Origin of the sequence: Pseudotenacibaculum haliotis, assembly GCF_042684245.1 — a bacterium.
Lineage (GTDB): Bacteria > Bacteroidota > Bacteroidia > Flavobacteriales > Flavobacteriaceae > Polaribacter > Polaribacter haliotis_A.
This window is the reverse complement of sequence record NZ_JBHULH010000012.1, coordinates 286,263-305,889: the sequence shown is the minus strand read 5'-3', so window position 1 is coordinate 305,889 and position 19,627 is coordinate 286,263. Positions and strand designations below refer to the sequence as shown.

The following is a 19,627-nucleotide window of genomic DNA, read 5'->3' as shown; positions in this document are numbered from 1 at the left end:
TCAAATAACAAATAGGTTTCCTTACCTTCAAGACCCTATTAAAAAACCAAGGTTTTAACTAACTTAACCATTTGTTATTATGTTCACAAAAAAACAGAGTTCTCTACTTCTAGGGATACTCATTTGTTTTACTTCATTACAACTATCAGCACAATCTGACTACAGTAATTACAGTAAACTTTCACAACGATTAAAACAGTTGCAACGTGCAAATTCAGGCGTTTGCAAACTGGAATCACTTACCAAAACTATTGGTGGTCATACTATTTGGGCATTGACTTTATCTAAAGGAGATGCAAAAAACAAACCTGCTATTGCCATTGTAAGTGGTGTAGACGGAAAACACATTTTAGGACCGGAGATGGCAGTTTCTATTGCAGAAAACATTGTCAAAAATCATGCAGATGTTTTAGATAACACTACTTTCTACATCTTTCCAAACATGAGTCCTAATGCAACAGAAAATTACTTTTCTTCTCTAAAGCATTACAATAACGGAAATGCAAAAAAGACAGATGATGACAGAGACGGAACCGTAAATGAAGATCCTTTTGAAGATCTTAATAAAGACGGTGTTATTACTTTGATGAGAATTGAAGATGCTACCGGAGATTACATCAAACTAAAAGAAGATGAAAGAATTGTAGTTCCTGCCGATAAAAACAAAGGACAATTAGGAGCTTATAAAGTAATTAGCGAAGGAATTGACAATGACAAGGACGGAAAGTTTAATGAAGATGGAAAAGGTGGAATTATCTTTAACAAGAACTTCAGCTTTAACTATCCGTACTTTAAACCCGGTGCCGGAGAGCATGCCGTTTCTGAATTAGAAACTAGAGCTTTGTTAGATTTCCTATACGAGCAATGGAACATCTTTGCCATTGTTACTTTAGGTCCTGAGAACAATTTATCAAAACCTTTAAAGTACAATCCAAGTGGAGCAAGAAAAAGAGTGGTTACAAGTATTTTAAGAGGAGATGCTGCTCTTAATAAGTTCATATCCGGTAAATACAATAAGATCATCAAAGACAAAAATGCTCCTACATCTACCGGAAAAGGAGGAAGTTTTTTCGAGTGGTCTTACTTCCATTTCGGAAAATTAGCTTTGAGTACTCCGGGTTGGTGGGCTCCAAAATTTAAAGGAGATTCAATTACCAAAGCCAAGAAAAACAAATATGCTAATTTCTTACAATGGGCAGAAAAAGAAGGAATTCAAAATGCCTTTGTTCCTTGGACAGAAGTACAGCACCCAGATTTCCCTAATCAGAAAGTAGAAGTTGGCGGTGTATCACCTTATATCATGTACAACCCTCCTTTCAAAATGGTTAAAGATATTAGTGAAAAGCATACAAAGTTTATTGTAGACCTTGCTAAAATGCAACCTAATGTTGTCTTAGAAAACTTAAAAGTAGAGGCTGTAGACAATGGGTTTACAAGAATTACCGTAGATGTGCACAACAAAGGATTACTACCTACCCATACAGAAATGGGAAAAAGATCAAGGTGGCTTCGTAAGGTCAAAGTTGCACTTAACCTCAACAAAAATCAGGAGTTGATTTCCGGAAGAAAGATCACCTTGGTTGATAATATTGGAGGAGATAAATCAGTTCAATTTACTTGGCTTGTAAAAGGAAAAGGAAGTGTTGAGCTAGAAGCCGGAACTTCTCATACAGGTATAGATAAAGCTACAGTGAAACTAAAATAAACTTAAGAGAAATGAAAATCTATAGATATACAATTCAGTCATTATTGCTTTTGTTTATTTTTCCATTAGCAATCAACGCACAAAAAAACAATGAAGTTTTTAGAGCTGCCGGAACACCGGAAAACCCAAAAGTTCAAATTTCATTTAACAGATACTATACTTCCGAAGGCTTAGCAGCTTTAGGGCAAAAGATAGCCAATGCTTATCCTGATTTGGTTCGTAGAAAATCCATCGGGAAATCTACCCAAGGAAGAGATATTTGGATGTTGGCCATTACCAATTATAAAAAAGGAAATCCTGATAGAAAACCGGGATTCTATGTAGATGGAAACATTCACTCCAATGAAATTCAAGGAGGAGAAATCTGTACGTATACAGCTTGGTATTTGACAGAGAGTTTTGGTAAAAACGATTACGTAACCGAAATGTTAAACGATCGTATTTTCTACATCGTTCCAACCATCAATCCGGATGCTCGTAACGATTATATGTTAGAAGCCAACACACCTCATAGTCCAAGAGCAGGAATGATTCCTTTGGATGATGATAGGGATGGTCTTTTTGATGAAGATACTTACGATGATTTGGATGGTGACGGTTCTATTACCAGAATGAGAAGAAAAAATGATCATGGAAATTTCATTATCGATCCAAAAGATCCAAGAAGAATGATACAAATTGGCCCTGATGATGTAGTTACCGCGCAGCGCTATGAATTCTTAGGAACCGAAGGTATTGACAATGATAATGACGGAAGAATCAATGAAGACACATACGGATATTACGATCCTAACAGAGATTGGGGTTGGAAATGGCAACCGGATTATATTCAACGAGGAGCCTACAAGTATCCTTTCTCTGCTCCTGAAACAAGAGCTGTTGCCGACTTTGTTTTAAAGCAACCTAATATTGCCGGAGCACAAAGTTACCACAACTCAGGAGGAATGATCTTAAGAGGTCCTGGAGCTCAAGAAGATGTATCTACATACAACCGCCAAGACATTAGAATTTACGATGCTATTGGTAAAAAAGGAGAGCAAATGATTCCGGGATATCGTTACTTAACAGTGTATAAAGACTTGTATTCTGTATTTGGTGGTGAGTTAGATTGGTTCTATGGAAGCAGAGGAATCTATACGTTTACCAATGAGATCTTCTCAAGATTTGCCTACTACAAAACCAATAAGAACAATGCAGATACTCAATACAATTTTGACAAAGATCTATTAATGTACGATGCATTTACTCCTTGGAAAAAATACAATCACCCTACATACGGAGAGATTGAGATCGGTGGATTTAAAAAGAATTTTGGACGTGCAACACCCGGGTTTATGTTAGAAGAAGAAGCACATAGAAATATGGCCTTTACTTTCTACCATGCACATCACATGCCTCATTTATCGATTGCTGATATTAAAGTGAAGAAATTAAAAGGAGGATTAAAAGAAATAACTGCTTACATCAAAAATGATCGTTTGATGCCAACACATGCCAGTCAGGATCTAAAATACAATATTACCAGACCGGATTTTGTAAGCATTTCAGGTGTGAAAGTGATTGCCGGAATGATTGTAACCAATGAAGATTTTAACTTCACTACAGAGCAAAAAGTACAACCGGAAAAATTAAAAGTTAGAAATATTCCAGGAAACAGTGTTGTAAAAGTACGCTGGATTGTAAAAGGAAACTCAAAGTTTACTATTACAGTAGACAGTGCCAAAGGTGGTATTGCTACCAAAACAAGTAAATAATACAGAAGTATATACTCAACAAAGTAAAGCCTCTCTCCAGAAATTTCTGGAGAGGGGCTTTTCGATTAATTAACAAAAACGAGTATAAAAGACAAATTCTTATTCAAAGATTGCTATTCCTTCATTTGGTTGGTATACATAGTTAAATGTAAAGTATCTGCTTTCATCTGTAAAAGCATTAGGGTTTGCCGGTGCATCTTTATAGTAACTTAAGATCTCCATTTTTGCAAATTTCCCATCCGTTGTTTTGATCACAATTACTTTTCCAGCAATTGGGTTGATCAAATGCGTTGGAGGTCCTGCATAACTGTACCATCCATTTCCACTTCCTGTAGCAATTGCATACCCGGAAGCGCTATCTTGAGTTAACAAATTCTCATTAGCTCCTGCTACTGCCGCAAAAGTTGCGTCTACAATATACAATGCTGCATCCCCTGTTCTTTCCGGCTCATCAGCTGTTCCTAGAGAAACACCTCCGTTTACAATGATAGAAGTTCCTCTAAAAGCAATATCCCAATCTGTGGTGCTTGTAGTTATTGCTCCTGTCTCGAAATCGAATTTTGTAAACTCTCCCGATACCGGTTGCCCTTGTCCTCCCTGCTGTGGCGCATGTAAGTTAGAAACTGTTTCCGACTCTACTTCCAATAAAGTAACTGTATCATTATCATCACAAGAAGCAAAAAATGCTGTTAGTACAAATAAGGTTAAAATTTTAATAGTTTTCATTATAGTTTATTTAGGTATTTAAAATTGAATATTAAGTTTTCCGTATACGATTCTACCCGGAATGTTACTGATGTTTTGTGCATCGGTAAAATCGAAAGCATTGTCTACTCCCACACCGAGTTGATAATCTTTAAAAATGGTTTTATTAACAGCTAAGTCTATGACAGAATACCCATCTACGAAGCTATCGTAGCGATCTAAATAGCCATTCGCATTGCTATCAAACAATCCGTACTTACTTCTATAGGTAGCACGAATATTTGCATCCAATTCCCATTTCGGAACTGAGTAAAACAATTTGATGTTTGCCATATGTCTCGATCTGTTGTACAAACCGAAATAATCACTTTTGGATAATTGAAATGAAGGCGAACTTGGTGTTAATCTGGCAAACACCTGTCCATTTTCAAAAGCCTCTTCCGCTTCTTTATCTTTAGCGTACAACAATTGATATCCTACAGAAACTCTTAATTGATCATTAGGTCTCCAAGTAGAATTAAACTCCACTCCCTGCGTGTATACTTCGTTTACATTGTAATAGCTAAATACATTCTGCCCATTGGTCTTATTAGCTATCACACGAGTATCTATCAAGTCGTTTATATTATTTCTAAACAAATTAACTGTCGTAGAAACTTTGGAAGAGATTTTATAACTAGATCCTATATTGATGCTCACAGAATTTTCCGGTTTTAAAGCATCTTGAAACTCAGAAATTGGCACAATAATATTGGCGATCTGTCCTTGTGCTTGTAGTAAAGGTATCGCTGTAGATACAGCATTGTATCCCAAAACTGTATATCCTACTGTAGCATTGGTAAAATCGAAGTACAACTGTCTAAAATCCGGAGCTTTAAAGCCATAGCCTACAGATCCTTTTACAGAAACCTTCTTATTAAATTTATAGTTTGCAGCAAACTTAGGACTGAACTGCGACTCGTATTTGTTATGGTTATCGTAACGAGCTCCTAAGATCAGGTTTAACTTCTCTGTAGGATTCATGTCGTATTGCGCAAATATATAAGGCGAATTAAATACCGGATTGGTAGAGAACGATGTTCTTTTTAAAGACTCATGCGTTGTACCCAATCCTAACGTAAGCTGATTCTTCTTCAGTTCTAGTGTGGATCTAAACTCTGGTCGAATGAAAAATTGATTGAAAAAACTATCGCTAAATAAAGAACCATCAGCGTTGTTTAAATACTCATCCGCCTTATAACGGGTTGCATAGAACTCAACTAAACTCACCCACTTATCACTATGCTTATGGGTAATTTTAAATCTTGAGTTCCATTCGTTGATCTCGCTTTCTCCTCTTAAGGTTTGAGATGCAACATTATCTTGATTTTGTATATAGTATCTCCCTGAAAAGATAAAATCTGTTTTATCAGAGAGATCATAGGTTACTTTTGTTTCAAATGTATAGTTAGAAAATGGCTCTACAGTATTCCCTACATTGGTATCAGAAAGATCATATCCAGTACTACTATATCTATTGACAAAAGCTGTAATTCCCAATTTTTCTTTCTTATGACTAACAGAAGTACTTATATCATGTGTTCCAAAAGCACCGGATCTGTAATTGGCATTTCCTCTAAAACCATATTTTGGGTTTTCTGTAATGATATTTACCACACCTCCCAAAGCTTCACTACCATATAAACTGGATGATGCTCCTTTTACAATCTCTATTTGTTTGATATTACCAATGGTAATTCTTTCTAAGTCTAAAGTTCCTGCCGATCTTCCAATCAATGGAACCCCGTCTATTAATATTAAAGTGTATTGTGAATCCAGCCCTTGCAGTTGAATTCCTTCTCCCCCTCCAAAATCAGGGATCGTGATCAATCCCGTTTGCTCATTTAAAATATCTGATAACCTTACCGAATTGGAACGTTTGATATCTGCCTTGCTTACCACTTGTACAGGCATAGGTAAAGAAGACAACTGTCTAAGCGTTCTGGTGGCGGTTACAACTACCTCATCTAATTTTTCTGTTTTGATCGAATCTTTCTTTTGAGTTCCCTCCTGAGCCAAAAGAGAAATGGAAAAAATCAGGGAGAAAAAAAAGCAAATATTATTTTTATTTAGACTCATTCTATTTTATATTTGTCGCAAATATATATGTTATTTTAATTCAATCTAAATAAAAGTTAAATAAATTTCTTTAAGAACAGAGAATCATGAGAAGAGTATTATTATCAATATTGCTAGTAAGCTTTGCAGTTACTGTAAGTGCACAGAGTAAAAAGAAAAAAGACCGAAATGCTATCAAAAGCATGTGCGGATGTTTTGAAGTAACCTTCAACTTCGCTGAGACATTTAATTATAGTGACGACCCTAATTATAAGCCATCAAAAACAAAAGTTGCCAAAGGATTGGAATGGGGACAGTTGGTTACAGATGATAATAATAAGATCTCTATTCAACATTTATTAATCGTTGGAAAACCTTCTAGCCCATACATTGTTAAGCACTGGAGACAAGACTGGTTGTATCAAAACACAGACTTCTACATGTTTAACGGAGACAACTCTTGGATTTACGAAAAGAAACCTAAGTCTGAAGTAAAGAAACAATGGACACAGAAAGTATACCAAGTAGATGATAGCCCTAGATATGAAGGATCGGGTTCTTGGGTACACGTAGATGGAAAAAGTTATTGGGAAAACAGAACCGATGCTCCCCTACCAAGAAGAGAGTACACAAAGAGAAGTGATTATAATGTAACTGTTAGAGGTAACAGACATGAAGTAACCAAATTTGGTTGGGTACACGATCAAGATAACGACAAAGTTGTTAGAAAGGTCGGTACAGAAGATGTAATCATTGCTCAAGAAAAAGGATACAACACCTATGTAAAAGTAGATGACAGTAGGTGTAAAGCAGCTCAAGATTGGTGGAAAAAGAACTACAACAAATGGGCTAAGGTTAGAACCAAGTGGGATGAAGTATATGGTAGAAATGCAAATCTAAAATTAGAGAGCAAGGTAGACAACAAAGTTCTTTACAAGCATTTATTCTCAGATAAGGTAAAAGAAGACAAAAAGATCGGTGAGATCATTGACGCATTTGTAATCAAATAATTATGAGAATTCAACAAACAATTCTTGCAGGTTTATTATTCCTTGCCACCATTGGTTATGCTCAAAAGAACGTCTTTTTAGACAGAGCCTATTGGAAAGGAAACCCAAGCATAGAAGACATCGATCTAAAGATAGCAGAAGGAAACAATATTACTGCTCTTAATGGAGCTGCCTTTGATGCCGTTACTTGGGCACTCATCGAAAAAGCAGATAACAAAACTGTAAAGTACTTATTGTCTAAGAAAGGAAACGGAGTAAATAAACTTACGCACGATGGCAGAACCTATATCTTCTGGGCTGCCTACAGAGACAATTTGGAAATGATGAAATACTTGGTAGACAAAGGCGCAAAAACAGATATTGTTGATAGTCATGGATATTCTGTTTTGAATTTTGCAGCTACTACCGGACAATTGAACACCAAACTATACGACTTCTGTATTGAACACGGTGCCGATCCTAAAACAGAGAAAAATCATAGTGGAGCAAATGCTTTGTTACTGGTTGCTCCATTTATAAAGGATATGTCATTAATCAAATACTTTACTTCAAAAGGAATCGACGTGAACAGTACAGACAACGACGGAAACGGAATCTTTAACTACGCTGCTAAAACAGGGAATATTGAATTAATGAACTTCCTAGTAAAGCAAGGACTATCCTACAAAAAGCCTAATAAAAAGGGCGGAAACGCAATGATCTTTGCCAGCCGTGGTACACGTAACAAAAAGAATACTTTAGAAACATACCAATACTTAGAGAAATTAGGGATAGCTCCTAATGTTGTTACTAATGATGGGATAACCCCCCTACATTCAATCGCCTACAGAGGGAAGGACATGGGCATATATAAGTACTTTCTCTCTAAGGGCGTGGATGTAAATCAAGCAGACAGCAACGGAAATACTCCTTTTCTAAATTCAACTTTGATGAATGACGTAAAGATCATTTCTATGCTTTCTAAACATGTAAAGAACATAAACACTCAAAATAAAGATGGGAAAACAGCTTTGACCAACGCCATTCAAAGAAACTCTCCTGAAGTTGTAAGCTTCTTAATTGAAAAAGGTGCTGATGTGCATGTGACTGATAAAAAAGGTAACAACCTGGGCTATTACTTGGTTAGATCCTACAGCCCAAGAAAAGTTGATGATTTCAAACAGAAAGTAGCCTTAGTTTCTAAAAAAGGTTTTGACATCACAAAAAACCAAAAAGACGGAAACTCATTATTTCACATCGCTCTTGAGTCTGATAATTTAGACCTTCTAAAATGGGTACACAAAATTGGTGTAAACGTAAACATTAAGAACAAAGATGGTTTGACTCCTTTGCATCAGGCAGCCATGACAGCAAAAGATGATACCATCTTAAAATACTTATTGAGCATTGGTGCCAACAAAGGAATCAAAACTGATTTTGATGAATCTGTTTATGCACTGGCAGCAGAAAATGAGCTCTTACAAAAAAATAATATTGACATCCAATTCCTGAAGTAACAGATGAAACGATATAAACTTTTTAAGACAATCGCATCGATCTTTATTCTAGCCATTGTGTTTGGATTTACGATGAAAACCCCATCACCTAAATACAAGTGCATGATACAAATGACCAATTATAATGGTGAAGGAGCATACATCGCTATCTCTCTCTTAAACCCTAAAGGAGAATATGAAAAAACCTTATATGTTCATGGTGATGATGATGAATGGTATTTTGACATTACTGAATGGTGGAACTACTACGGAAAACAACGCACTGATATTGATGCAATTACCGGAGCTACCATCAGTGGAGGAAAAAGAGCCATCTCAGTTATTGAAATTGAAGACGACAAGATCGATAAAGGATATAAGATCCGATTTGAAACGGCCGTTGAAGATCAGGAATATTACAAAGACGATGTTGAGTTTGAATTGACATCGGAAAGTGTAAAAGGTAAAGTTGAAGGAAAAGGATTCATCCGATACATTCGTATGATTCCTCAAAAATAATCATCTATCTTATGATCACTTCTATTTGGAGATATAGTCATCTTGCTTTGGCTATATCTTCATTTGTTTTTATCCTCGTTGCCTCCATTACCGGAATTATACTGGCTTTTGAACCTATATCAGAACAGCTAAAACCTTATGCTACTGATGTAGAAAAACATTCATTAGCAAGTACTATTCAAATTTTGAATGAAAAATATGACGAAGTTCTTACACTAGAAAAAGATCATAACGGTTTTATTATTGCCTCTGTTATTACAGAAGAAGGAGCTGACGATCGTTTCTATATCGATCCGTTAACCGGAGAAAAAATTGGAGACATTATTGAAAAAGCACCAATTTTTCAATTCGCTACCAACTTGCATCGCTCTCTCTTTTTAAAAACTACCGGGCGAGTAATTATTGCCATTGTTTCTTTCTTTCTGTTTCTGATCGCTGTTACCGGAGTACTTCTTATCATTAAAAGACAAGGAGGAATTCCTCAGTTCTTTTCTAAAGTAGTTAAAGAAGACAACAATCAATACTATCATGTGATCTTAGGAAGGCTCACCCTTGTTCCTATCATGATTATTACACTAACGGGCGTGTATCTTTCTCTTGAAAAATTCTCTTTGCTTCCTGATGAGAAGATCAATCATAGCATCCAAACCGTTGAAAACATCCCGGATACCAAACAGCCTATTGCTGATTTTGAAATCTTTAAGAATACCTCTTTAAAAGAGATCAAAAGCATAGAATTTCCTTTCTCTGAAGATCCTGAAGATTACTATTTTGTAAAACTGAAACATACAGAGCTGGTTGTTCACCAATACAATGGTGCTATTGTTAGTGAGGTAAAGCATCCTTTTGTTTCGCTCGCTTCTTCCTTAAGTCTGTTTTTGCATACCGGAAGAGGAAGTATGTTGTGGTCTTTTGTCTTGTTGTTATCTACCGCATCCATTTTGTACTTTATCTATTCCGGGTTCTACATGACCTTCAAAAGAAGAAAGGAATCTTTTTCTATTCCTTCCAATACCTATCGTTCAGACGAAGCTGAATATGTGATCTTGGTAGGTTCGGAAACAGGGAATACTTATAAGCCGGCAGCATTGGTATTTGATGCAATTAAAAACCTCAACAAAAAGGTTTATATCACGGAGCTGAATCAATACAAAGAATTCAAAAACCTCAAACACCTTCTTGTTTTTACATCTACTTATGGAAAAGGCGAAGCTCCTGCCAATGCCAAAAACTTCATTCAGAAGTTTCAAGCAGTAGAACACACACAGAAAGTTCAGTTTTCAGTTGTTGGTTTTGGCTCTTTGGCCTACGAAGATTTTTGTGAGTTTGCTATTGATATTGACACTACTCTAAAGCAAAACTCAAACTTCTATGCTTCCACTGATCTGTATAAAATACATAACCAATCCTTCTCAGATTTTTCAAAATGGGTCCAGGATTGGAGTACAAAAACAAACGTATCTCTCCAAATAGAAGAACCTAAAGGAAATATTAAACCCAAAAAACAACATCGTTTTGACGTTGTAAATAGAACCGATCTTAATCAAGATCAAACATTCCTCTTACAATTGCGCCCCAAGAAAAAAACAGCTTACCAATCGGGAGACCTCTTAGAATTCTTTCCCCAAGGAGAAACTGTACCAAGATATTATTCTGTTGGGATCAAAGGAAAAGATGTTTTACTGAGCATCAAGAAACACGACTTAGGTGTTTGCTCTTCATTCTTCAGTCAATTGAACGCTAATGATACTATAGAAGCCGGGGTTCAGAAAAACAAAGCATTTCATTTTCCTAAAAAAGTACCTGAGGTAGTGATGATTGCAAATGGTACCGGAATTGCTCCTTTTATAGGGATGATTCAAGAGAACAAACGTCATATCAAAGCGCATTTATTTTGGGGAGGAAGAACTAAACCTTCTTTTGATTTGTATTCAGAGATTGCTCAAAAAGCATTGCAAACAAAACAATTGAGCAGTTTGCATCTAGCCTTTTCTCGAGAGGAAGAATCCAAACAATACGTTCAAGATAGTATCAAAGAAAAATCAGAACTCATAGCTACTGTCTTAGCAAAAAAAGGTGTGATCATGATTTGCGGCTCTTTAGCTATGGAGAAAGGTGTAAGGAAGGTTTTAGAATCTATTGTTCAAGAAAAACTACAATCTGAGCTGGCAAGTTTTGGCTGGCAAATAAAAACAGATTGTTATTAATTCAAAAAAAGTAAGCCTATGTGTAGCAAAATAAAAACAATCGCAAAAGTCAAAAGTGGAGAACTAAGCTTATGTACCAACTGTAATCATTATCATTTAATGTTCAATAATATCTTCTTTGAGTTTAGTAGAAAAGAGTTGAAACAGTTTAGAGATTATGTGTTCAACATCAATTTGGAATATTGGGAATCTAATTACCCTTGTCCTGTGATCAAGAAAAATATTCCCATTCCGTCTCTACAAAAAAATCTGATTTTGATATTTAATCGAAAAGAGATCGAAGAATTAAAAAAACTTCTTTCTTTTAAATCATATCATAAGTTTCAGGAAATAGAGCTAGATGATATTGATTACACGTTGATTCTCAACTAGCAAACAATTTCTTTATAAAATATAAGAGGCTCCTCAGCGATGAGGAGCCTCTTCTTTGTTCGATTCTAGGGAAACCAAACTAACTAAAAATCAACCAACTAAATTACTTGTTGTAGTAATGGTGTATTTTTAAAAACTTTCAATATTCTTTTATAAAACAGGCAGTCTAAAAAAAACCCTACCCTAAATTTTATTTTTTTTTATTTTTTAAAAAAAGCCCCTCCAAAAGAGGAGCTTTATATAAATCAATTAATCAAATTACAGTCGGTTTGACTACATTTGTCATCTAGTAAACAGGGAGTTCCGAAAAAACCCTACCTAGATCTTTTCTTTTTCTATATCCCAACAATTCTTTCTAAAAGTCCAATTCCTTTTTTAACTTCCTTAGGAATATCGTTTCCTATAAACTGTACTTTCTTGTGTTGAAAGCTAACTTGGGTTATAGGCAGATCTCTCACTTTCTTTTCTTGACTTTCCAACGTTTCAAAACCTGCAGCTTCAAATACATTTTTAATCTCTGTCAATTGATCTTCTGATAATGTAAACTCGTGCTTTCCTCTCCTCTTCACATGATCTATTCCATTGTATTTTACCAATCCATCTTTATAAACATACAGATCGTATACCGGACATTTTCCAAAGCAACGTTTCTTTGTCAACTGTATTAATGGATCGGATGGATCTTGCTTTACAGTATTGCATGAGAAACTCATCATCAAAATCAAACCTAATAGCATTTTCATCTTTCTCATCTTTTTCCTTTATGATTTATTAATGTTTATGTCCACAATGTGAACTCTTTGCGTTTCCTAGAGTATTTGCTTTTTTCCAGCTACCTGGGCTAGGCAAAATACTTCTTGCTCTTCCTCTGTTAGACCCTAAGTTCTCTCTAATATATTCTCTTAATTGTACCAGTTCCGGGTAGTCATACATTAATAGTATCTTCTTTTCTGCAATGGTATTTCCTGCAGGTCTGTTGTTTCTGGTTACAAAAGTTGCAAAGACTTCTGCAATATCTTCTCCCGGATTTGTAGCTGCATAATTGGTTACAAATCTATCTTGGTATTTTACATAGAATGCTTGGTGAGCCGACTCGTCATTTTGTGCATTTTGAAATTCTTCCCAGATGTCAGCCCAGTACAAACTGTGCATTTTGTTGATATAAGAATCTGTTTTAGCACAACCCTCTCCAGGGAAGTAATTGCTACAAGAACCTGAGCCTACACTCGCATCTATTTGAGTATCGTTTAATGTTAAAATATGTCCAAACTCATGAATGATGGTATACAATAATTCGTTCTGATCATCCGCAAAATTGATCGCCAATCCCATTTGCCAAGTAGATAGATCCTGTTTGGTTTGCACTACATATCCGGCAGATCCCGTAACACTTCCATTGTAGATCATAAACTCATTCATTTTGTTTCTATGAGCTACAGGTACAACATCCTTAGTAAATCCCCATAATTGTTGATGTCTTGCTACATCATTTTGGTAAGCTATATCTTGTCCGGAAACCTGATAATCTCTTATTTTCTGAATGTCATTCCCAGACACTCTGTACAAAGTAATCTCACCTTGAGTTCCAGATTGCGGTCCTCCTCCATCATCATCTCCACCACCATTATTATCACCGATGGGATCGGTTAACACCGACATATCATCATCATTATTACATCCTAAAAAAGTAACTGAAAAAATTAGTAGTAACAGTACCCATCTGTTTAAAAATCGTGCCTTCATAATCGTGGTTTTTAAGTTCATAATCTGTATTATTTTGAAAACAGGCGAGTTATGAAAAACCCTACTCGAAAAAAGCGGGCATAAAAAAATCCGAAAGGAGATTTTCGGATGTTTATTTTAGACAAATAATTCTAAAAAATTATTGGATTAACAACGCGTATTCCCACTCAGAACAAGGCATACAGAAAATTTACTCGGTCTTACTCCAATAACAAAAAATGAAGCTTTCAAGATCGAGGTAAATACGTTGAAAAAAGTTGTTAAAATTTTGTCCATTTCAGAAAAAATCAATTATTTAGTTGCAGTATCTTACACTGACAGTCAACCTAGTTTTAGTGAAAAAAATCACCTAAAACTAACTTATAGAACTGTTACAATCGGGTAAAACGATTGAAATCTAGCCCTCACGGGTTTCAGTCATTTGAATTAAAAATTTAATGAAAATGATATGAAAAATCAAAAAAAGTTGCGATGTTCATTACTTAGAACATTTTTCCCTTCACTTACCACATTTTTCATCAGTATTATTCCTTTTTAGGATAAAGCATTATTGCGTAATAATAGGCGGAAACTGAAAAGCCTTAAACAGAGTAGGTGAAAACTTAAAAATTAAATTAATGAAAAATTTAGAAAAATTTAAATTAAATGACTCATCAGCACATAAGTTCATGGGTGGTTTTATAGGTAAATTGGTCAAAACATCTGATAAATGGAAAGATGAAAATGGATGTCAAGTTAAAAAAACTGACTTTTTTGATGATTGTAATGGCGATGGGAAATGGAATCCAGGTGAGTCGGGACAAGAAGAAATTGTAATTGAATGTTAAGCAAGAAAAATGAAAAAAATATCAGATTTTAAAAATAATAAGTTAAGTATTTCTCATATGAGTAAATGTATTCATGGAAGGCATGAAGGTCTAACTGCTACTGAAGGTTTGCCTTCAGTAGATAATGTTGGATGCACAAAGACTAAAAGTGATTCATTTCAAGATTGGGACAAGGATGGATTATGGGATGATAATGAACCAGGAACAATTATTTATACAACTGACTGTGGACCTTGTTCTATTTGATAACAGTTAAACATGAAATTAAACGTCAAAATAATTGGGTGTTTAATGCTTTTTTTATTGGTGGGTATTTATTGCTCACCTTTAAAGAAGGTGTTAAATCGTAAAGATATTAAATTTCTCAACAAAATAGTTGATTCAATGTATACTGTTGACCAAGATATTAGAAATGCTATTTGGGATATTGATTCTATTTATAAAGTTGATAAAAAGAGTAATAATGGACAATACCAATTAAACTTTATGAAAAAGAAAAAATTAGGAGAAAGATATAATCAGTATAAGAAATCTGTAGATAGTGTTTACAATGAAATGAGAAAAATTGATGATTCAAATACCAATAAATTACTTCAGTTAACTAAGAAATATGGCTTCCCTAGTCAAGAACGCTTAAAAGCCAAGCGTGCATCTGCTTACTTACTTTTTGTTCATTCCCCTAGGTCATATTTCGATGAAATTAAAGCATTACTATCATCCGAATATAAAGCTAATAGAATATCAGAATATGAAAAGGCTTACATCTTTTGGCATATAAATGACAGAATAGGATTTCCGCCAAAATTAGCTAAAAATGGAAGAGTTATTTATAACAAAAAGTAATTATAAATACATATGAAATTGAAAAAATCAAATTAGAGAAATGGTCTTCATTATTTCTGAGAAAGACGATGTGACAACAAATTATATTATTGAATGGTTGATTGCTAAAGAAATAAAATTTTTACGTCTAAACACCCAATCATATTCTCCTTTGACGTACAAATTATCTTCCAACATAGGGCAGATTCAACTTTTAGGAAAAGAAATATCATCTAATGATATTGTAATCCATAGAAGAGGAAGACTAAATATTACTCCTAGAGGGATAAATCAATTAGAGGTATTTAAATATATAAAGCAAGAGAATGACGCTATTGTTAAGTCTCTTGAGTTTCATTTAAAAGATAATATTACTTATATAGGTAGTTTTTATAAAGAAGATCAAAACTACAAACTGTTAAACTTATACTATGCTCAAAAAGCTGGATTAAAGATTCCCAAAACAATTGTTACTGGTTTAAAGAAAGAATTAGTAAGGTTTTTTAATTCGGAAAAAAGAGTTATAACAAAAACTATTCGATCTCCAGTAAATATAAATATAGAAGATATTCATCATAATTCATCTAAAACTTTTTTAATTAAACAAGAACATCTTGATAGATTAGACAACATGTTCTCTCCTATTCTAGCCCAAAAGTACGTTGAGAAAATTTATGAAATCAGAGTATTTATCTTTGATAGTTTGTATTTCTCTATGGCTATCTTTTCTCAAGAAAATCAAAAAACGAAAATTGACTATAGAGAGTATGATGCCTACCTACCTAATAGATGTATCCCTGTAAATCTTCCTGATGAAATTAAAACTCAGATTGATGAGTTTCTAAAACTATCTGGAATAAATTCAGGTTCAATCGATATCATAGTTACTCCTGAAAATGAATATGTTTTTCTTGAAATAAATCCTCAAGGCCAATTAGATTGGGTTTCCAAAAATTGTAACTACTACATTGAAAAAAATATTGTAGACCACTTAATAAGTAAAAAAAATGGATAAGATTAAAAATAAAAGTATACTACCAATTACAATACAAGAAGTTGAATTTTATAAAAAAAACCCTCTTTTAAAAAAGGTAAATGCTTCTGTCAAGGTTAAAAATTATCAATCTTCAAGTGATTATTTTGAAGGCTTTCATCGACCAATATCAAAAATCATAACCTTTGATGAATAAGATAAAATTATTTGCTAACTGTATTCCTGTAAAAGGAGCAAAAAGAAGTGTTATTTGTGACTTGCAAAGAAACGAATTATACATCATCCCTAATGATTTATATGAAATACTAATACTTCACTCTAATAAGACTATCATTGAGATTAAAAAGCTATACAATAATGAGTATGATGAAACTATAGATGAATATTTTGTATTCTTAAAGCAAAACGAGTTAGTATTTGAGACTAAAACACCTCATTTGTTTCCTAATTTAAAATTAGATTGGCATTATCCATTTGAAATAAGTAATGCCATATTAGATTTTGATATTAATTCAAAATATGAATTAGTATCTGGGTTAGATCAACTTAATGAGTTAAAATGTAAACATGTTCAACTACGTTTTTTCGACACCATTACTTACAATACCATACTAAATCTTCTTAACCATTTAAATAAAAAAAACTCAATCATTTTATCCATAGATATTTTGCTTCCTTTTTCTAGTGAATTTTCAAAAGAAAAATTATCAGTGTTATTATCAGATTATCCAAGAATAAACTCATTCTACGTTTTTAATTCTGATTCAGATCAATTTATAACACCTATAAGAGGTAATAGAGCATACATTGTTTATCTAAAGAACAAATTATCTCCTAAAAATTGTGGAATAATTTCTTCTAAATATTTTAGCATTAATATCAAATCTTTTACAGAAAGTTTAAATTGTAATTCATGTTTAAATGGCAAAATATCCATTGATACTCAGGGCAATATCAAAAACTGCCCATCAATGACACACAGTTTTGGGAATATTAAAAACGTTTCATTAAAGGAATCTCTTCATAAAAAAGATTTTAAAAAATATTGGTCCCTTACCAAAGATAACATTGAAGTATGTAAAGATTGTGAGTTTAGATATGTTTGTACAGATTGTAGAGCATACATCGAGAATATAGAAAACCAATACTCTAAGCCACTAAAGTGTGGCTATGATCCTTACACAAATGAGTGGGAAAATTGGGAAGAAAATCCCGTCAAAAATAAAGCTATAGAATATTACGATATGAAAAAGCTGTAGAAAAGTTAGCCGCAATGAAAAAGTGAAATGAAAATGAAAAAATTAACTATTTGATGAAAATGGTTTCTACAGAATCTTCCAGAGTTTTCAATAAGCGTTATTGGTATGCTAAGAAAGATAAAATCTGCTTTACATTTTCTAATATAACTGAAGGAGATTTATGTACTGGTTATATCTTAAAAGGTGATAACTTAAACGTTAAAGCATTTGGAGAGATTATCAAATACAAAAGAAAAAAGTAAACAAACCTAGAATTCTTTGTATTCGAAAATCATAAAATACATTTATGGTTAAGCTACACAATGGTATTTTACACCATCTTTCATATAGCTTTGGATGACTCCTTTTCTTCTTAATTCATCTAAAATTGAATACAGTTTTAAAATGTGTGGAACTTTTTGTGCTTTGCTTAGAATTTCTGAGCTGGTCAAATGCTGATTGCTTAGTGCAACAATCACAGATTTCTGCTTTGAAGTTAGTTGTAGATTCATGATACTTTGCTCTTATGCGTTATTGAGGTAAAAATAATTCCAAACTTGATAGTAGAACAGGGGAAAAAGACTGGAATTTTAGGTAAGTAATTCTCTATAAGATGTTATGAAGATATTCATTTATATCCAAACCACCTGATGGAAAACCATAAATTGAGCTTCTCAAATGGGTTTCATAAAAAAAGCTCTCAATAAATTGAGAGCTTTTTGTTGTGCGGGTGAAGAAAGTATCCCGTACCTTATTTAAATACTTTTAGTAACACACATTGCTACATAATGTAATTTACTCTTCTTCTAACATCATAGTTGCAATTTGTGAATTGATCTGATTGGGTCTAATCCTCCAGTTTAAAGCTCCATTAGTCAACAAAACTACTGTAACATTTTGTTGAGTTTGTTCATTCCAATAATGTCTGAAAGAAGAAATTCCAGCGCCTCCATGCCCAACCATTCTGTAAGCTCCATGAAGTCTATATGCTTCCCAACCTAATCCAAAATATCCATCTTTTCCATTATTTAACTTAACAGGTGTCCAAACCTCTTCGAGTTGTTCTTTAGTCAATATTTTTTCCTTTTGAACTATTTGGAACCACTTTATCAAATCATCTATTGTAACATTTAATCCGGCTCCTGCATACATTGGAGGCGAATAATTGAGAGGAAACATCTCTAAATTTCCATTTCTATTTTGGTAACAAGTAACTCTATTTAGAATCACTTTTTTAAACCCACCATATTTAGCTGAACTTAAGTTGAACTTATCGAAATATTCAGACTGCATATAAGATTCAAATTCTTTATTTGCCAACTTTTCAATTATTGCTCGAATCAATAAAAACCCTGTCGCGTTATATTTGTTTTCTGTTCCTGGTGTAGAACTAAACGGCTTATCTTTTATGGCAGTAATAACAGACTTCTCACTTTCAGGTGCTAAATAAATTTGATAATCAATTTGGTCAGGAATACCTGAAGTATGAGAAAGTAACTGCTTGAGAGTTAATTTTCTCCAAGATTCAGGCAAATCTTTTCTGTTTGGAAGAAACTCTTCTACCGTTTCACTCACATCACGTTTATGAATACTTAATAATTTATAAAGAGCAACTGAACTGAAAAGTTTAGATATTGAAGCTACAGGAAAAGACTTTTCGATAGTCATGGGTACATTAAGTTGAGCATTTGCTAAACCAAATGAATTTTTATGTACAATTTTGTTATCAACAAGTATTGCATAATTTAAACCAATAATCTTTAAGCTATCTATAGTTTCCTCTAGATATGCATCTATTTTACTAAAAACATTATTGTTTTTTGCCTGTGCAAATGATTTTCCAATCAAACAAGTGAGCAGGAAAAAAATTACAAGCTGTTTTTTCATAAACTGTGAGGTTTTCATTTTCATATTGTATAACTGCTTTACAAGTAAGCTCTAACTATTTTGAGGTATACTCTATAAACAAACAAACCGCTCGAATGAGCGGCTTATAAGCTGTGCGGGTGAAGGGAGTCGAACCCCCACGCCTTGCGGCACTAGATCCTAAGTCTAGCGTGTCTACCAATTCCACCACACCCGCGGCAATTGGACTGCAAATATACGCATTCAACTGAAATTGCAAAGCCCTTTCATAGGAATTTTACTATTTTTGATTT

20 protein-coding genes and 1 tRNA gene are annotated in these 19,627 nt (G+C 33.9%); 14 read left to right on the top strand and 7 right to left on the bottom strand.

The features are described from left to right. Positions 1-79 precede the first annotated feature (79 nt). Both ACFSRZ_RS15860 and ACFSRZ_RS15855 read left to right on the top strand, forming a co-directional pair. A complete protein-coding gene (locus tag ACFSRZ_RS15860) occupies positions 80-1,705 on the top strand; it encodes a M14 family metallopeptidase (RefSeq protein ID WP_379667556.1) in 1,626 nt (541 codons plus the stop codon). 11 nt (positions 1,706-1,716) lie between these two features. Then, positions 1,717-3,459 (top strand): M14 family metallopeptidase, encoded by a 1,743-nt coding sequence (locus ACFSRZ_RS15855; protein WP_379667555.1) that lies wholly within the window; start codon positions 1,717-1,719, stop codon positions 3,457-3,459. A gap of 99 nt (positions 3,460-3,558) precedes the next feature. Here ACFSRZ_RS15855 and ACFSRZ_RS15850 read toward each other — a convergent pair whose 3' ends face one another. Both ACFSRZ_RS15850 and ACFSRZ_RS15845 read right to left on the bottom strand, forming a co-directional pair. Continuing rightward, complete coding sequence (locus ACFSRZ_RS15850) at positions 3,559-4,185, bottom strand: HmuY family protein (protein ID WP_379667554.1); 627 nt, start codon at positions 4,183-4,185, stop codon at positions 3,559-3,561. An 18-nt stretch (positions 4,186-4,203) separates the two neighbouring features. Then, positions 4,204-6,282, bottom strand: coding sequence for a TonB-dependent receptor plug domain-containing protein (locus tag ACFSRZ_RS15845; protein ID WP_379667553.1), 2,079 nt, complete (start codon positions 6,280-6,282; stop codon positions 4,204-4,206). Positions 6,283-6,368: 86 nt separating this feature from the next. Between ACFSRZ_RS15845 and ACFSRZ_RS15840 the strand changes: the two genes are divergently transcribed. The 5 genes from ACFSRZ_RS15840 to ACFSRZ_RS15820 are packed head-to-tail and all read left to right on the top strand — an operon-like array spanning position 6,369 to position 11,844. After that, positions 6,369-7,271: a DUF6607 family protein gene (locus tag ACFSRZ_RS15840; RefSeq protein ID WP_379667552.1), complete on the top strand. Its 903-nt coding sequence runs from the start codon at positions 6,369-6,371 to the stop codon at positions 7,269-7,271. Between the two features lie 2 nt (positions 7,272-7,273). Continuing rightward, positions 7,274-8,767: an ankyrin repeat domain-containing protein gene (locus tag ACFSRZ_RS15835; RefSeq protein ID WP_379667551.1), complete on the top strand. Its 1,494-nt coding sequence runs from the start codon at positions 7,274-7,276 to the stop codon at positions 8,765-8,767. 3 nt (positions 8,768-8,770) lie between these two features. Then, a complete protein-coding gene (locus ACFSRZ_RS15830) occupies positions 8,771-9,265 on the top strand; it encodes a DUF2271 domain-containing protein (RefSeq protein ID WP_379667550.1) in 495 nt (164 codons plus the stop codon). A gap of 11 nt (positions 9,266-9,276) precedes the next feature. After that, entirely contained in the window at positions 9,277-11,472 is a 2,196-nt protein-coding gene (locus ACFSRZ_RS15825; RefSeq protein ID WP_379667549.1) for a PepSY domain-containing protein, read from the top strand. 18 nt (positions 11,473-11,490) lie between these two features. Continuing rightward, the gene (locus ACFSRZ_RS15820; protein ID WP_379667548.1) at positions 11,491-11,844 is read left to right on the top strand and encodes a DUF6686 family protein; all 354 of its coding nucleotides are present in this window, start codon (positions 11,491-11,493) and stop codon (positions 11,842-11,844) included. A gap of 335 nt (positions 11,845-12,179) precedes the next feature. Here the strand turns inward: ACFSRZ_RS15820 and ACFSRZ_RS15815 are convergent, their stop codons facing one another. Further along, positions 12,180-12,587 carry a DUF6438 domain-containing protein gene (locus ACFSRZ_RS15815; protein WP_379667547.1) on the bottom strand — a complete coding sequence of 136 codons (408 nt, stop codon included), beginning with the start codon at positions 12,585-12,587 and terminating at the stop codon, positions 12,180-12,182. 28 nt (positions 12,588-12,615) lie between these two features. Then, positions 12,616-13,587, bottom strand: a complete 972-nt coding sequence (locus ACFSRZ_RS15810; RefSeq protein ID WP_379667546.1) for a hypothetical protein — start codon at positions 13,585-13,587, stop codon at positions 12,616-12,618. Between the two features lie 617 nt (positions 13,588-14,204). Here ACFSRZ_RS15810 and ACFSRZ_RS15805 point away from each other — a divergent pair. The 7 genes from ACFSRZ_RS15805 to ACFSRZ_RS15775 are packed head-to-tail and all read left to right on the top strand — an operon-like array spanning position 14,205 to position 17,731. Then, positions 14,205-14,414, top strand: coding sequence for a hypothetical protein (locus ACFSRZ_RS15805; protein ID WP_379667545.1), 210 nt, complete (start codon positions 14,205-14,207; stop codon positions 14,412-14,414). A gap of 57 nt (positions 14,415-14,471) precedes the next feature. Beyond that, positions 14,472-14,660, top strand: a complete 189-nt coding sequence (locus tag ACFSRZ_RS15800) for a hypothetical protein (protein WP_379667544.1) — start codon at positions 14,472-14,474, stop codon at positions 14,658-14,660. Between the two features lie 12 nt (positions 14,661-14,672). Continuing rightward, positions 14,673-15,257 carry a hypothetical protein gene (locus ACFSRZ_RS15795; RefSeq protein ID WP_379667543.1) on the top strand — a complete coding sequence of 195 codons (585 nt, stop codon included), beginning with the start codon at positions 14,673-14,675 and terminating at the stop codon, positions 15,255-15,257. A 40-nt stretch (positions 15,258-15,297) separates the two neighbouring features. After that, on the top strand, positions 15,298-16,251 hold the full coding sequence (locus ACFSRZ_RS15790) for a hypothetical protein (RefSeq protein ID WP_379667542.1): 954 nt from the start codon (positions 15,298-15,300) through the stop codon (positions 16,249-16,251). Beyond that, positions 16,244-16,426, top strand: coding sequence for a hypothetical protein (locus ACFSRZ_RS15785; protein WP_379667541.1), 183 nt, complete (start codon positions 16,244-16,246; stop codon positions 16,424-16,426). The genes ACFSRZ_RS15790 and ACFSRZ_RS15785 overlap by 8 nt, the downstream gene beginning before the upstream one ends. Next, a complete protein-coding gene (gene gwsS, locus ACFSRZ_RS15780; protein ID WP_379667540.1) occupies positions 16,419-17,489 on the top strand; it encodes a grasp-with-spasm system SPASM domain peptide maturase in 1,071 nt (356 codons plus the stop codon). The genes ACFSRZ_RS15785 and gwsS overlap by 8 nt, the downstream gene beginning before the upstream one ends. A 59-nt stretch (positions 17,490-17,548) precedes the next feature. Continuing rightward, positions 17,549-17,731, top strand: coding sequence for a hypothetical protein (locus ACFSRZ_RS15775; protein WP_379667539.1), 183 nt, complete (start codon positions 17,549-17,551; stop codon positions 17,729-17,731). A 48-nt stretch (positions 17,732-17,779) separates the two neighbouring features. Here ACFSRZ_RS15775 and ACFSRZ_RS15770 read toward each other — a convergent pair whose 3' ends face one another. The 3 genes from ACFSRZ_RS15770 to ACFSRZ_RS15760 form a co-directional block, all read right to left on the bottom strand. Next, a complete protein-coding gene (locus tag ACFSRZ_RS15770) occupies positions 17,780-17,980 on the bottom strand; it encodes a hypothetical protein (protein WP_379667538.1) in 201 nt (66 codons plus the stop codon). 283 nt (positions 17,981-18,263) lie between these two features. Next, positions 18,264-19,355, bottom strand: a complete 1,092-nt coding sequence (locus tag ACFSRZ_RS15765) for a serine hydrolase domain-containing protein (RefSeq protein WP_379667537.1) — start codon at positions 19,353-19,355, stop codon at positions 18,264-18,266. A 114-nt stretch (positions 19,356-19,469) separates the two neighbouring features. Next, a tRNA-Leu gene (locus tag ACFSRZ_RS15760) sits at positions 19,470-19,551 on the bottom strand. Positions 19,552-19,627: the final 76 nt, after the last annotated feature.